14 protein-coding genes are annotated in these 14,749 nt (G+C 39.0%); 6 read left to right on the top strand and 8 right to left on the bottom strand.

Going from position 1 to position 14,749, the window contains the following annotated elements; genetic code table 11:
• Positions 1-8: 8 nt before the first annotated feature.
• The gene (locus FTX43_RS06795) at positions 9-710 is read right to left on the bottom strand and encodes an ABC transporter ATP-binding protein (protein WP_002293249.1); all 702 of its coding nucleotides are present in this window, start codon (positions 708-710) and stop codon (positions 9-11) included.
• A 184-nt stretch (positions 711-894) separates the two neighbouring features.
• On the opposite strand from FTX43_RS06795, the gene FTX43_RS06790 reads away from it, so the two are divergent.
• The 6 genes from FTX43_RS06790 to FTX43_RS06765 all read left to right on the top strand — a co-directional run bounded on the left by FTX43_RS06790 (position 895) and on the right by FTX43_RS06765 (position 7,931).
• On the top strand, positions 895-1,497 hold the full coding sequence (locus FTX43_RS06790) for an isochorismatase family protein (protein ID WP_002293246.1): 603 nt from the start codon (positions 895-897) through the stop codon (positions 1,495-1,497).
• 81 nt (positions 1,498-1,578) lie between these two features.
• On the top strand, positions 1,579-2,592 hold the full coding sequence (gene rbsR, locus FTX43_RS06785) for a ribose utilization transcriptional repressor RbsR (protein WP_002293245.1): 1,014 nt from the start codon (positions 1,579-1,581) through the stop codon (positions 2,590-2,592).
• Between the two features lie 109 nt (positions 2,593-2,701).
• Entirely contained in the window at positions 2,702-3,625 is a 924-nt protein-coding gene (rbsK, locus tag FTX43_RS06780) for a ribokinase (protein WP_002293244.1), read from the top strand.
• Positions 3,626-3,646: 21 nt separating this feature from the next.
• Positions 3,647-4,042, top strand: coding sequence for a D-ribose pyranase (gene rbsD / locus FTX43_RS06775; protein WP_002293242.1), 396 nt, complete (start codon positions 3,647-3,649; stop codon positions 4,040-4,042).
• Positions 4,042-5,415 (top strand): PTS transporter subunit EIIC, encoded by a 1,374-nt coding sequence (locus tag FTX43_RS06770; RefSeq protein ID WP_002316674.1) that lies wholly within the window; start codon positions 4,042-4,044, stop codon positions 5,413-5,415. Before rbsD ends, FTX43_RS06770 begins: the two co-directional genes overlap by 1 nt.
• Positions 5,416-5,774: 359 nt before the next feature.
• A complete protein-coding gene (locus FTX43_RS06765) occupies positions 5,775-7,931 on the top strand; it encodes a glucosaminidase domain-containing protein (protein ID WP_147606922.1) in 2,157 nt (718 codons plus the stop codon).
• 47 nt (positions 7,932-7,978) lie between these two features.
• On the opposite strand, the gene FTX43_RS06760 is transcribed toward FTX43_RS06765, so the two are convergent.
• From FTX43_RS06760 to FTX43_RS06730, 7 genes are all read right to left on the bottom strand, one after another.
• Positions 7,979-9,028, bottom strand: coding sequence for an aldose epimerase family protein (locus FTX43_RS06760; RefSeq protein WP_002329595.1), 1,050 nt, complete (start codon positions 9,026-9,028; stop codon positions 7,979-7,981).
• Positions 9,029-9,261: 233 nt separating this feature from the next.
• Entirely contained in the window at positions 9,262-11,064 is a 1,803-nt protein-coding gene (locus tag FTX43_RS06755) for an FtsX-like permease family protein (protein ID WP_147606920.1), read from the bottom strand.
• 13 nt (positions 11,065-11,077) lie between these two features.
• Positions 11,078-11,830: an ABC transporter ATP-binding protein gene (locus FTX43_RS06750; protein ID WP_002312797.1), complete on the bottom strand. Its 753-nt coding sequence runs from the start codon at positions 11,828-11,830 to the stop codon at positions 11,078-11,080.
• Positions 11,831-11,838: 8 nt separating this feature from the next.
• A complete protein-coding gene (locus tag FTX43_RS06745) occupies positions 11,839-12,201 on the bottom strand; it encodes a YxeA family protein (RefSeq protein ID WP_002310770.1) in 363 nt (120 codons plus the stop codon).
• Positions 12,202-12,370: 169 nt separating this feature from the next.
• On the bottom strand, positions 12,371-13,243 hold the full coding sequence (locus tag FTX43_RS06740; RefSeq protein WP_002293231.1) for an SPFH domain-containing protein: 873 nt from the start codon (positions 13,241-13,243) through the stop codon (positions 12,371-12,373).
• 25 nt (positions 13,244-13,268) lie between these two features.
• Positions 13,269-13,778, bottom strand: a complete 510-nt coding sequence (locus FTX43_RS06735; protein WP_147606918.1) for a DUF5348 domain-containing protein — start codon at positions 13,776-13,778, stop codon at positions 13,269-13,271.
• A gap of 137 nt (positions 13,779-13,915) precedes the next feature.
• Positions 13,916-14,746 (bottom strand): DUF4097 family beta strand repeat-containing protein, encoded by an 831-nt coding sequence (locus FTX43_RS06730; protein ID WP_147606916.1) that lies wholly within the window; start codon positions 14,744-14,746, stop codon positions 13,916-13,918.
• Positions 14,747-14,749 lie beyond the last annotated feature (3 nt).

Below are 14,749 nucleotides of genomic sequence, written 5' to 3'. Positions count from 1 at the left end.
AAATCCTCCTACCATACAATCTCATCAATGGATGAAGGATGCTCATTCAATTCAACTGTCCTTACTTTCGCATCATTGATGTGGATAACTCTGTCAGCGATGGGCGCTAAAGCAGAATTATGTGTAATGATCAAAACAGTATTACCGTGTTGTCTGCTAGCATTTTGCAATAATTTCAATACTTGCTTTCCTGTTTCAAAATCCAGTGCACCTGTCGGCTCATCACATAAAAGCAGTTTAGGGTTTTTGGCTAATGCTCGAGCAATGGAAACCCTCTGCTGTTCGCCTCCTGATAATTGGGACGGAAAGTTATTCAATCGATGAGCTAGGCCCACTTGCGTCAATACTTCGACAGGATCAAGCGCATCAGGGGAAACTTCCGTTGCCAATTCCACATTTTCTTTTGCTGTTAGATTAGGAACGAGATTGTAGAATTGGAAGACGAACCCTACATCTGTTCGTCGGTAAGCAGTAAGCTGCTTGTCTGAAAATTGTGCAATATCTGTGTTATCAATAATGATCTGCCCTTCATCAGGTGTGTCCATCCCACCTAAAATATTAAGAATCGTTGACTTTCCCGCTCCACTAGGGCCAAGTATAATCACTAATTCGCCTTTTTCAATTGAAAAAGAAATATCGTCATTTGCTGTAATGGTCGTTTCTCCCATCTTGTATCGTTTGTATTCATTTTTTACTTCGACATACTTCACTCTGATTCCTCCATTTTCACGATATTTCTCGCTATATCTATGCATCGAATGCGTTTTCTCACACTTATTCATTTTACCATTGAATTTCTCTAGACTAAAGAAAGGAATTCTTTATTTAGTTGACAAATAAACGATTTATGATTTACTTACATAAAAAACATTGTTATTTGAAAGAAGGAACATCATGAATGATTTAAAGAAAAATATGATTTTTGATTTATCAAAAACTGCTTTTGTCGCGATCGACATGCAAAAAGGGATCGTAAATAACGGTACACTCTCTCCACACACTGCAGCATCTATTCTGACAAACAATGATTCGTTAGCAAAAACATTGAAACGTACCGCTGCCTTGAAAGTTTTAGTGAATGTAGACATCTCCACTTTCCCTTATTTGAGTCAACAAACTGATATGGGTGGAATGACTGCTGCTTCTGTACCTCCAGAATTCACTGATTTACTTTTGAAGGATTCTTTGAAAGATACAGACAATATGTTGACTATCACAAAATACAATCCAAGTGCTTTTTTTGGTACTTCTCTTGATCTTCAACTTCGCCGTCGTGGAATCGAAACCATCATTTTAAGCGGTGTAGCGACAACAAACGGTGTATATGCTACTGCATTAGATGCCTTTCAACACGGGTACCATGTCGTGCTTGCTGAAGATGCTTGTAGTGATCGCGACAAAGAATCGCATCAATTGTTCATAAAAAAGATATTTCCGAAAACTGCACGAGTACGTTCAACGAAACAAATAATCGAAGCAATCCAACAAAGTAAATAGGGTACTAGCGTATGTGATTTTCATTTACTTCTTTTTGATTTCATGGGAAAATAACCACAGGATTTAGATAGGAGTATGAACATGGTGAAAAAAAAGATCACAATCAAAGAAGTCGCTAAACTTTCCGGTGTTTCAATCACAACTGTCTCCTTGATATTAAATGGAAATACGGAGAAATTCAGTCCGAAAACCGTTCAGAAAGTTTTAGCTGCTAAAGAAGAATTAGGCTATCAACCTGATTATTTTGCTAGACAAATGATTACCAAGGAAACGAAAACGATTGGCGTACTCGTTCCTGATATCACGAATCCATTCTTCAGTACATTGATGCGAGGAATTGAAGATATCTTGTACAATCAGAACTTCGTCACGATATTATGTAATGCTGATTCTGATCATCAAAAAGAAATCGAGTACCTAGCCGAGCTCACACGTCGAGGTGTGGATGGATTCATTATTGCGACTTCTGCTGTCTCTACGAATGCAATCAACGAAAATTTGAAAAAACAAGGCCGGCCCTTCATTGTTTTGGATCAAAAAAAATCTGAAGGATTTAGTGATGCCGTACGAACAGACGATTTTCGCGGTGGTTATCTGGCAGGTATGCACCTACTTAGTCTAGGACATCAAACGATCGCCCTTGTCTATCCTGAAAATCTGCCAGAAAATGTCCACGCTCGGATTGATGGGTTTAAATCTGCTCTTGATGTTTACCAAATCCCTCATGACCGACTGATCCTCTTGCCTACACAGTTCTCAAAACAAGGCGGCTACCAAATCACAGCCAAACTTCTTGATTCTGCTGCAACTGGTGTGTTTGCTTTAAATGATGAATTAGCTTTTGGATTATATCGCGGATTAGAGGAAGCTGGAAAAAGCATCCCAGAAGACTATAGCATTATTGGCTATGATAATATAGATATGTGCGAATATATCAAGCCAAAACTGACGACAATCGCACAACCAATCTTCGAATTGGGGCAAACATCTGCCCAATTATTGTTAGATCGAATCCAATTCCCAGAAAAAGAGTGGGAAGAAAAACGGCTACCTGTACGACTAGAAAAAAGATTTTCGACTGCACCCTTGAAATAGCTTTCAAGGTGTGCTATATTTTTATCGAACTATTAAAACGTTTTACTAAAACGTTTTAAAAAAATAATTCTTCCCATCAAAATAAATGAGATAGTTGGAGGTTTGTGAAATGAACACGGTTACAGTAATTGGAAGTATTAATATGGACACTACCCTTCGTTTAACCAAAATGCCAAAACCAGGAGAAACGATGCATGCACATGAGATTTTTCACGCTGGCGGAGGCAAAGGCGCCAACCAAGCAGTGGCAGCCAAACGTTCAGGCGCACGAACATCTTTTATTGGAGGTGTTGGAACTGACAGTGAAGGACAGCAATTGTTGGATCTACTGACGAAAGAAAACATCGATACATCTGGAATTGCTGAAATTGAGGGCGCCGCAACCGGACAAGCAATGATTATGGTGGATGCCGCAGGAGAAAACAGTATCTTGATTCATGCAGGCGCAAATAATGCTTTCCATGAACAAGAAGTTCGAAAGAACAAAGAATTGATTACAAACAGTGACTTTATTATTGCTCAATTCGAAAGTAGTTTAGATGCGACGATCCTAGCTTTTTCTATTGCAAAAGACGCAGGAAAAACAACGATCCTGAATCCTGCACCAGCTAGAGAAACCATTCCTACTGAACTACTCGAAAAGACAGATATCATTATACCAAATGAGACAGAAACAGAAATTATTACAGGAATCAGAGTTACAGACCATGACAGTTTGGTCGCAGCAGCTGAAAAAATGCATGAATTAGGCATTGGAACAGTAATCATTACATTGGGCAGTGCCGGTGCTTTCTACCACACAGAAAAAGAACACGGTATCGTCCCTGCTTTTAAAGTAGATGCTGTCGATACGACAGCCGCAGGTGATACATTTATTGGGGCATTGAGCAGCACACTTCTGCCAGACCTTGGTAACTTGAAAGAAGCGATCCTTTATGGAAATCTAGCCTCTTCTATTGCCGTACAGTCTTATGGTGCGCAACCTTCTATCCCTTACCGTGAAGCTTTAGAACAATCAGCAGTCATAAATTAACAACGAGAGGAAGAAACAAACATGAAAAAAGGAAAAGTCATCAATTCAGATATTTCGCGAGTAATCGCACAAATGGGACACTTTGACAAATTAAGTATCGGGGACGCAGGCATGCCTGTTCCCTTTGGTACTGAAAAAATAGATTTAGCTGTTTCAAACGGACTTCCAAGTTTTTTATCTGTTTTAGAAAACGTTTTAGAAGAACTTGAAGTACAATCCATTGAATTGGCGGAAGAAATAAAGACAATGAATCCGGAAATATTGGAAAAAATCAAATTACTGTTACCAGATACACCGATTAGCTTTATCCCACATGAAGAAATGAAAAAAGATTTGAATAACTGCCATGCATTTATTCGTACAGGCGAGATGACACCTTATGCCAATATTATCTTAGTGAGTGGAGTGGTCTTCTAATGGAAACGACAATGAATCCTGAACAGATGGTACTGTCCGAACAGATTCATCTGCTGATTGATCAGTTAGGGGGAAAAGACAATATTGATTCTGTCCTCCCATGTGCGACTCGGCTTCGTATCAAATTACAAAAACAGCCAGCAGCAAATGTAGAAAAATTAAAGCAGCAAATCCCTTCCATCAAATATTTCATTTTACTCGATAGATATGCAGAAGTAATTATGGATCAGGGATTGGCCCCTGCTTATAAGGAATTGACACGTCAAATCGATCATTCAGCTCCGAAAGAAAAGCTAAATCCGATCGAAAAACTATTTGGTTTGATATCGGAAATCTTTACGCCAATCATTCCCCTATTTGCCGGTTCTGGTATATTAAAAGGTCTGGTTGTTTTAGCGACTACGATTGGCTGGCTTAGTGAAACGAGCGGGACTTATCATATTTTGTCTGCTGCGTCGAATGCTGTCTTTTATTTTCTGCCAATCTTTCTCGCTTTTTCTGCCGCCAAAACGTTTAAAGTGAATGGATATATCGCGGCTGTCATTGCTGCAGCGCTGATTGAGCCAAATTTGACCTCTTTACTTTCAGATAGTGGTAAAGCAGCTACTGATTTTCTGGGGATTCCTGTAGTGCTGATGCAGTACACGTCTACTGTCATGCCGGCGATTTTAGGTATTTTCTTTTATTCTTTTGTCGAAAGATTCCTTAAAAAATATATTCGTGAAAACATGCAATTAGTATTTGTACCTTTACTTTCATTAGTCATCACGGTTCCTTTGACATTAATGGTCTTCGGACCTGCCGGTGTTTATCTTGGTGAAGGTTTAGCTGCAGCAATTACTTGGATGATGGATATTAACGGACCGATCAGTGGAGCAATCATCGCTGGAGGCTGGAACATTTTGGTGATATTTGGTATCCAATGGGCTGTAAATCCTGTCATGATCAGCAATATCTCAGCTTATGGGTTCGACCGTATCGTTCCGTTGACAGGAGCAGCTAATTTTGGAATGGCTGGTGCAGCTTTAGGGGTATTCCTCCGAAGTAAACGTTCAAAAACACGTTCGATTTCTGGTTCTGCTTTCGCTTCGATTTTACTTGCGGGAGTGACCGAGCCTACTGTTTACGGAATCGCGATTCCATTGAAAAAACCATTTGTTGCTGCTTGCATCGGTGCAGCTGCTGGTGGAGCTGTCATGGGATTTGCTCAAGTGAAAGCGATCGCTTTTGTATTTGGTAGTCTGACCACATTGCCAGCCTTTATTTCCGGTACTTTTTTCTGGTACTTAGCAGGATTGGCTGTTAGTCTAGTCGTAGCAATGATCACCACCCTTGTTAGCGGGTTTGATGAAGACCTAATGTCTTACGAATAATGAACGAAAAAAGACTGAAGTATGAGATGCTTATCACATATTTCAGTTTTTTTCTTTTTTAGGATCGTTATTTTTATAAATTTTTTGTGATACTCTCCAATCTTTGGTATAATTTACATATGCATGACCATTTTTATCCCCACTTGTTTATCCCCAAACAAAGATGGTTTATGCAATAAAATGAACGACAAACCACAACGAATGACTGCTCGTTGCTTTTTTACAACTTGTTTTATTTAGAATACACAAGCAGATTCATGGAAAGAAAAAGCTTTTCGACACGATTATCTGTTCAATCGAATAACTTATGAATGCTGAATAAAACAGAAAATCAATGAAAGGAAAAGGACTAGTTTATTATGAAAAACAAAAAAACGATGCGTTTGCTAGCTGCTACTTGGCTGATTGCTCCTACTGTTTTGTCGACTAATGCCGTATTTGCTGTAGATAATCAAACAACCGATCAAACAGTCTCAACAGGTACGTCTACTTCCAGCTCATCTACTAGCGAAACTACGGATTCTTCTACAGAAGGCACAACCGGAACAACTGACTCATCAACAGAATCGTCCGAACCAACTGATCCGGCTGATCCATCAGAAAATGAAAAACCAGCCGAGACATATACCCTTACGATTGCTCCTTCTTTGATAGGGAAGATCCAACTAACTGCTTCGTCAGAGGATACCGCTGAACAGCAACCTTTGAATATCACAGAAAGCGGAACGGTAGAAGGTTTATCAGCAGGAACAAAGGTGACTTACACTATTACGCCAGCTGAAGGTGAACAAATTGCTTCCGTCGCTGTGAATGGTGCTAAAGAAGTGAACTATGAGGCAAAGACTTTTACAGTAGGTACGAACAATTTATCTATTACTGCAGAATTTGAACCTGTACCGGATACTTCAACAGAGGAACCAACTGATCCTAGTGAAGAAGTCCCTAGTACACCAGATCCGGAAACGCCAAATAAACCAGATGAGGGTAATAACAACAATAGCAACAATAGCAACAATAATAATGGTTCAAATAATTCAAATAATAATAACAATAATTCGAACAGCGGGAATTCTTCGAATCAAACAAACCCATCTGGATCGAATAACAATGGAAATACTCAGAGAGAACCAAATCATCCAAACAATGGTTCATCGAATGGCGGAACGAACAATGCTTCGTCTCGTCCAAATACAGCAAATCAAAGCGGTATAGAGAATCCATCTTCTGCTTCTTCTGATTTTGTTGTAAAATCACCAATTGATGCTGTATTGCCTACAAATGCAACAAATGTCCAACAAGCAATCGTTCGAGAAGCATTCAAGCATCTTGGAAAACCATACGTATGGGGAGCAAAAGGTCCAAATACTTTTGACTGTTCTGGTTTGACTTATTACGTATATATGAAAGCAACCGGTCATTATATCGGTGGCTGGACAGGCGAACAGCAATATGCAGGTACGCAGATTCCAGTAAGTCAGGCCCAACCTGGCGATCTCGTCTTCTGGGGACCTTCTTCCGGTGTTACTCACCATGTAGGTATCTATATTGGGAACGGACAATTTATCCATGCGCCCCAACCAGGAGATAAAGTTCGAGTAACTTCTATTTCAGATTTCACGCCTGATTTTGCTGTCCGAGTAAACTTAGCAGGTTTACCTGCTGCTTCAGGTTCGCTGACAGGCGGCTCATCTATTTTAGATGGATTAGATGGCTCGTTCCATTTCAGTCAAAACCAAACAACTGATCAGTTCCTGAAAAAGATTGCAGATGATGCACAGGAAATCGGCCAAAAAGAAGGAATCTACGCATCAGTCATGATGGCTCAAGCCATCCTGGAAAGTGGATCTGGAAACAGCTTATTATCAAGCGAACCAAATCATAACCTTTTTGGTATCAAAGGATCGTATAAAGGAAGCAGCGTGACCTTCAATACACTTGAACAAGATAGTTCGGGACAAAGCTACCAAATCCGCGCCCAATTCCGTAAGTATCCTTCTTACAAGGAAAGTTTGGGAGACTATGCCGACTTGATCAAAAATGGACTGACTGGCAATCCTGACTTCTACAAACCAACTTGGAAGTCGGAAACAAAAGACTACAAAGAAGCAACCAAATATTTGGAAGGACGTTATGCTACAGATCGCCAATATTCACAAAAATTGAACGCGATCATCGAAGCGTACGACCTGACAAAATATGATGAACCGAAAAAAGAAGCAACAACAACTGAAGAAGCAAATACTGAAATTCTCCATATGTCTAAGCGATTCGATGTGCCAATCAAATGGACAACAGATGGCGTGCCAATCACAGGATTAGAATTTTCAACGATAAAACGCGTCAACAATGCTTCTTCCATCTTCCGTGTCGCTTCAATCTGGGATTTGTGGAACACGTTCACGGCAAGACAGATACCAGAAACAACTACTCGTACAGTTAAAGCTGCAACTGTTCCTGTACTAACTTTGTTAAGTTTAGACAAATCATTCTGGCTTGATCTGCCTTTAAAGAAATAGAATAAATAAAAAAGGGCGTGTGACAGTGTCACATTCCCTTTTTTAATTTATTCTATTTCTTTATATTTATTTATTTTGTATTCCGTTACAAATTCGCGTACTTGGTTAGGTTCCAGAGTGACATCTCCAAAACTTTCAAGTCGCTCTGCTCCTGGTAGTTCTTGAGTCTCAAATGTGATACCGCCATGATCTACTAATTTTTTTCCACGCATTTCTGGCCCATCTTCTCCAAAATTTGCGGTAAAAATCACAATTCCTGAAGCATCCGTTTTTACTTGGATTGATACTTTTTCATCAGGGCTCGTCAATTCCGCTGCATTTAGCAGATCAGCCTGTTTTTTTAATAAAAATGGATGATCGATACCGCCTACCATCGTTGATTGGCGAAAATCACTGGCGAATACCTCACCTAATTTTTTAGGATGTTGAAAGTCAAATGCTGTACCGCTTACTGAAACCACTTCTCCTGTAGGCGTCGTATCTTTATTGAGCGTAGCAAATAATCGGCTGTTCAACCAAAGCGTATGTTCGTCGATTGGCTGTGTTGGATCACCAGTTAAATTGAAATAAACATGATTCGTCGGATTGAATACTGTTTTCTGGTCACTGATCCCTTGGACTGTCACTCGCCATGTATCATCATTCGTCAGTGTATACCGTACTTCTACGTCTAAAGTGCCAGGAAATCCATTTTCCATGTCTGGACTAGTCTGATAGAAAATGACTGAGGCTTCGTTCTCACCATTAATAACTGTATAATGCCACTGCTTGGCTTCAAAGCTAGGTGCACCGCCATGTAAACAATGGCCAGTATCTGGATCTGTTTTTACTTTGAATGTTTCATCATCTAATTTGAATGTGCCATCCGTGATCCGTCCAGCCATACGTCCGATTGAAGCTCCGATATAAGGATCTTTTTCCAGATATTCTTTTGCTTCATCAAAGCCTAGAACCAACTCTCGTTTTTCATTATCGATCATTGTTTGAAAATGGACGACTCGTGCACCTAGATCACTGACAGACAAAGATGTCCCATTTTGATTCGTGATCGTGATCAAGTGATAGTTTCCGCCAAAATTTTGTTCATTGATTTCCATGTTCCTTGCACCCTCTTTTCTTTCATTTGTACTGATTCCAGTATACATGGAAACCGTTTTCTTAACAGCTTATTCCGTGAGTAACGAGAAAAAATTTACTATATTCTAATAAAAGATCACGAAAGAGGGACTGTGACAAAAATCTTGTCACAGTCCCTCTTTCTGAACAAACGGTGTTCCAGAAGTAGCTTCTTCGGAGATAAGCCGAAATTTCTTGAAGCTGATCACTTCTGTCACAACCTCTTTTTCAATACGATTCCAGTATACAACCATGTCGTCAGTACATAGTAGATGAAATACAATACGAAGAAGATCGTAAATGGCACCCAAATATCTTTATATGGATTTTGCATGAATAGACCAAACATTTGTAATCCGAATAAGACATGGACTACACCTAAGATTCCTGGTGCTAAGAATAACACACCTACTTCTCTACGGATCGATTGTTTAAGCAATCCGCGTCGTGTTCCTATCTTTTCAAGCATTTCATAACGAGCGATGTCACTCTTGCTTCCTGACAAGATCTTGAACATCAAACAGCTAGCAAGCATAGTCAAGAAAGCTAAACCTAAGAAGAATCCCATAAATTCAAAACCAGAGAATAGACTATTATATCCTTCATACATTTCATACTTCTGGTTACTGTACTCTACTTTTTGCAAAGATGGATTGTTCGTTTTATTTTGTGTAGCAAGTGCTTTGATTGGTTCCAAGTTTGCTTGGAAGTCTTTGACCTGAACTAGCTGTAAAGTGGATTGTGGCAAACTCAGTTGATCAAATTCCGATTGACTGACTACCTTGATTTCTTTTTCTTGCTGTTCAGGCAATTCATAGCCACGAAGCTCATCTTGTACAGTCAGTTCATTCATTTTTTCAGCAGGAACTTTTTCTTTCGTGATTTTCGGCGGTGTCCCATCTTCATATTTTATCATGACCAATGGTTGAGCCGCAAATTCACTTGCATTATAGTAAATCGTTCCCGCATCTTCTTTTTGAGTATAAGAAGCAGAAAGTGTTGGTGATAGTTCTTTGATTTTTTGCTGATCTTCTGCCCGAGGATTATTCATCACTAGGTCATAACCAGCAGCATTTTCCGTCATTTCCGAAATTTCATTTCTAAATCCTAGACCTACTGTCAAAGCACCAAGTGCTAAAGCAAACAGCATAGCAACCATGGAGAGCATTTGTGTATATTCACGAATACGAAAACTTAACTGTGACAATGTGAAATTGTTCAATTTTTTCAATGAAATCTGTTCTGATTTCTTTAATAATGATAAGAAGAAAATGATCACAGAGTGGAAAATGAAATAAGTTCCTAATACGATCGTGACTAGAGCTACTCCCATACCAAAAACTTGATAGGTCCCCACATGTTTCATCATATAATAACCGCAGCCTAGAAAAGCAATCCCTAGTACTACTTCAAGGAAGAACAAGAATTTATGCTGCTTGATTCTTGTTGATGTCTGATCCGCACGAATCAATGCTAAAATCGGTTTTTTGACAATCGAAAAAGCATTGACAATAGCTGCTAATAAAAACAAAATAGCAAAAAACAAAACGGTGATCAACAACCCATGAATGCTAAAAGGTGTAAAATGCGAAATATTGATATCTAACTGATCCACTAATAATCGGTGGACGATACTTGTCAATCCTACACCGACAGCTGAACCTACTAAAGTAGCCGCGATCCCTACTACGAATGTTTCAGAAAAAATCATCTGTGCGATTTTTCTGCCTTTTGCTCCTAGCATCATAAACATGGCATAGTCTTTTTGTCGCATCGTCATCAAAAAGGAATTCGCGTATAAAATATAAACGAATGTGATGATCCCTAGTAAAACAGAACCTAGTCGGAAAATGATAACTGTAGCAGCAACGACCGTATTGCTTTTCAAAAAGGCTTCGTTGCTCGCCATTGATTCAAACATATAAAAAATAGCAGATGCCATAACTAATCCTGAGAATAATACCAAGTAATCTCTTAAACGGCTCTTGATTCCAGTAAGTGATAATTTCCAAAGCATAGTCAATCTCCCCCTACTGTTCCAAGTTTCCAAGAATAGATAGTATTTCCCGATAGAAGGAATCCCGGCTTTGATCTCCACGTTTCACTTCTTGATGGATACCGCCATCCTTGATAAATAAAATACGTTGGCAATAACTTGCAGAAAACGGATCATGTGTCACTAGAAGAATCGATACATGATCTTTTGTATTCAATTCGTCCATCGTATCTAAAAGATCACGGGCACTTTTAGAATCCAGCGCACCTGTAGGCTCATCCCCTAATAAAATCGTTGGTTGTGTGATCAACGCACGTGCGGCAGCGACCCGTTGTTTTTGTCCACCGGAAATCTCAGAAGGATAGCTTTCCAAAATATGAGCAATCGATAAACGTTCTGCAATTTTTTGGACACGTTGCTTGATTTCTTTTGGTCTGACACCTTGTAAAGAAAGAGGAACAGCGATATTTTCTTGTGCTGTCAAACTTTCTAATAAATTGAAATCTTGGAAAATAAAGCCGATTTCATTCGCACGAAAATCTGCTAGTTGATTTCCTTTTAATGTCGTCACATCTTTTTGATTGATTCGGATATGTCCATCTGTTGGTTTGTCTAATGTGGATAAAATATTCAAAAGCGTTGATTTACCTGAACCGGAAGCCCCCATGATGCCAATAAATTCACCTTTTTCTACATCGAAGCTGATGCCGCTTAATGCTTGCGTCTTTTTCTCATTGTTTTTCCCGTATACTTTTGTTACATTCTGTACTTCGACTATTTTGTTCATTTCTTTCCCTACCCTTTAATTAGTTTTTCTAGTGCTGTTTTCGGCACATCTTTTTTTTCGACTTCTTCATATGAAGTGACACCTTTCTTTTTGTTCCAGGTGATTTTCAAATATGCTCCTTTACGAAGCGGTCGAGTCAATTGCCCATTGAAATCTAGTTCTTTTTCCTTACCCTCTTTCGTATAACCAGGCAGGATATATCTATAGTTGACTGTTTCTTGTCCAGAGTCTGCTTTGGATACTGTTTTTGCACCATCTGTCGTAATCTGTACATAGTATTCTTCTCCGCCCATCACTACGTAATCTGCGATTTTCACCCCTGCAAGTGCCACAACGATGAAAACAAGTAGTCCGATCAGAAGTTTTTTCACTTTTTCCCCTTCTCTCTTACTTTATATATTGATTATAGAAAAAAACGAACAATTATGCCTTCGAATCATCTATCATTCTTCTTTCAATTTTGTCATTTTCATTGAACAACTAAAAAAGAGTTTAAGACAATCGTCCTAAACTCCTTCTTCCTATCTTACAAAAACTATATCACTTACGGTCTTTCATATCGCCTGTATTGATAACGGGTTGCGTTCCTTTGTCTGTAATGATTGAGACAAGTAAATTATTGATTAATTGGACTTTTCGATCATCGGTGAAATTGATTTCTTGTCCTTCTTCGATTTGTTCCAAAGCCATTTGAGTGATCGTGACAGCTCCTTCAACAATGGTTTGTCGAGCAGACAAAATAGCTCTTGCTTGTTGACGTTGCAGCATGGCACTGGCGATTTCTGTTGCATAGGCTAAATGATTCAATCGTGTTTCGATTACTTCGACACCTGCTACTGCTAAACGCTCTTGCAACTCCTTTTTCAACTCGTCAGACACTGCCGTAGTGTTTCCTCGAAGCGTCAAATCATCATCATTGAAGGTATCATACGGATATTGGCTAGCGATATGCCGGATGGCTGTCTCACTTTGGATTTCTACAAAATCTTGATAATACGCTACATCGAATAATGCCTTTGCTGTATCAATGACTTTAAACACGACTACCGCTGAGATTTCGATGGGATTTCCGTCTAAATCATTGACTTTTAAAACAGAACTGTTGAAATTCCGAACTTTCAACGAAACAGTCATTTTTTGTGCCAAAGGAATCGTAAGGAAAAAGCCATTTTCCCGGATCGTACCTAAATATTGTCCAAAAAACAAAATCACTTTTGCTTGATTAGGGCTGACTACAGTTGCCGAACTTAGCAACAGTAACGCTATCAGCCAAAGAAAAATACTTAAAAATAGTGCCCAAACTTTCGCTTGCCACATGCCTAAATAGAAGAAAAATAAACCAACTAAAGCTAATACGACCAAACCGACGATTCCTGCATAACCATTGATATAAATTGCTCTTTTTTCTCTCATTCTACTTTCTGCGCTCCTTTATCCTTCAATAAATATAGTGTTGCTTTTTAATCCTTTTTCGAATTCGCGCCATTGCACCTTCTAGTTCCAAATCTTTGTCTTCAGTGATGTACCAACCGCTTGCTTGTGTTCCTCCGGCTGCTTGCGGCAAATAATCCAATCTTGTTCGAACCCAGTGTTTTTCTTCTGTAAAATAGTCTTCTACCAAGATTTCTAGATCCATTCCTGCTGAAAGAGGCAAGTCTTCCCGAACAGATTTAAAGATAAATCGTTCCTTCTCCCCATCATACTTCAATATTCCTGTATCGATAATCGGTAAAGAATAATAGTCCAGTTCTTTCTTCACCGTCAATAAATGTTTGAAAACTTCATGGTACACTTGCTCTAATTGACGACCTTCTGAATTGTTCGGATAGTTGACCATCACTTTTTCTTTATCTGGATCATAAAAGGTTTGACTTAGTTGAGTGATATAAGTATGTAATCTTTCCATTTCTGTTTTTAACTTTTCTCTTTGACCTTCTTCTGCCTTCATATACTTTTTCACCCTGTTTTCTTTATAGATATGTTCTTACTTATTTTACTATAGTTATGTGTGTTAAGCGATGAAAAACAGCAAAGATCCTTCCGATCTTTGCTGTTTTTTCTTAAACTATCCAGTTGTTTGCTAGATCAATCTGTTTCATCGTCTTCTTGATCTGTCGTGATATTGATCGAAGTGTCTTTGGCAGTGATCTTCAGCCGTTTCTGTCCTTGCTCTAACAACGTATTTGTTATTGGCTGGTAGTCTTTTTCAATATGAGATTCACCAGATATTTGGAGAGTATAGCCACTGTTTTCCATCTCATGCAAAGATAAATTACTATTGTTTAGAGTGACGTTTCCTTCTTTGCTGACCAAACTGTCTTCTAGATGTAAATTACTGCTTTCTCCTATGACGGTCAAGTTATCCACCTTGACTTCATCTAAACGAAGAGAACCTAATTCATCTTTCACCGTTATTGTTCCTCCCGTAAATTCATTGAATGATACCCAACCATCGTGTGTCATAGTATTTACTTTTTTGATCGATACTTCGTTGATGTCGATTGCACTATTATTCCCTTCGATTGTCAATTCAGATAATTCCTGATCTGTAGGGACAACAATAGTGATTTGTGCACTGGTGTCTTCCAAACTAATAATCGCACCTTCTGATTTTTTGACTGCATTCACGGTCAATACACCATTTTTCTCCTTTATTTCTGGCTTTTCTGTCTTATCGTAGGTCGTTTTTATCTCAAAATCCAACCCGCGTATGACTGACACTGTTTGATGTTCTGCATGGATGACGATTTTGTTTGCCTCTTTGATTTTTTTCGTCTCCGTCACCATATCGATCAATCGAGGGCCATCATCCCAAGTCAGACTCTTTTGAGCGCCTAATGTATAAGTTGCACCTGCTAGGAGTCCGCCAGTAACCATCAGGATAATACCGGTAATCAAAAAATGTTTCAATCTCATTTA

It is taken from the genome of Enterococcus sp. DA9, from assembly GCF_008000875.1.
Taxonomy (GTDB): domain Bacteria; phylum Bacillota; class Bacilli; order Lactobacillales; family Enterococcaceae; genus Enterococcus_B; species Enterococcus_B lactis.
Note: the sequence above shows the minus strand (reverse complement) of the source record. Positions and strands in the feature narration are given on the sequence as shown.